The sequence below is a fragment of the Candidatus Symbiothrix dinenymphae genome (assembly GCF_001431085.1).
Map to the genome: position 1 here is coordinate 1 of NZ_BBRU01000355.1, position 480 is coordinate 480.

Genomic DNA, 480 nt, shown 5'->3' on the forward strand with positions numbered 1-480 from the left:
CTGCATCAAATTTATGATGACAAGGAAGACCGTAGGTCTTCAATTTACCCCGTATGGGGTACAATTTTGATAACCCCGTACAAGCGAAGCGCAGTGCGGGGTAGATGGCACCACTCCGGTCTGAATCAGGATTTTCTGGATTAAAGGATTGGCAGGATTATCAATAATCCTGTCAATCTTTTCTGAGTAGAGACGTGGCGCGCCACGTCTCTACTGCAATTTTGTCTGAACCTTGATTTTCGTATGATTTTATTGATTTGTATGATTCAAAACAATCATACAAATCAATAAAATCATACGAAAATCACAGTTCAGATTATTTTTTCACCACTTTCAAAGTCTGCCCACCTATTCGCAGCAAATAAACACCATTCGGTTCGTCTGATAAATCTACGCGGCTTTTGCGGGTCGTTTGTAGCAATTCTCCTTTCAGGTTGTGCACTTTGATTTCTGTGTTGTTGGCGTTGTTCACATACACTA

At 40.8% G+C, this 480-nt stretch carries 1 protein-coding gene; it reads right to left on the bottom strand.

All coding sequences use genetic code 11. The annotated features are described in order from the left end of the window. Positions 1-316 precede the first annotated feature (316 nt). Positions 317-478, bottom strand: coding sequence for a T9SS type A sorting domain-containing protein (locus tag ASC50_RS08500; RefSeq protein WP_082592089.1), 162 nt, complete (start codon positions 476-478; stop codon positions 317-319). Between the last annotated feature and the right edge of the window lie 2 nt (positions 479-480).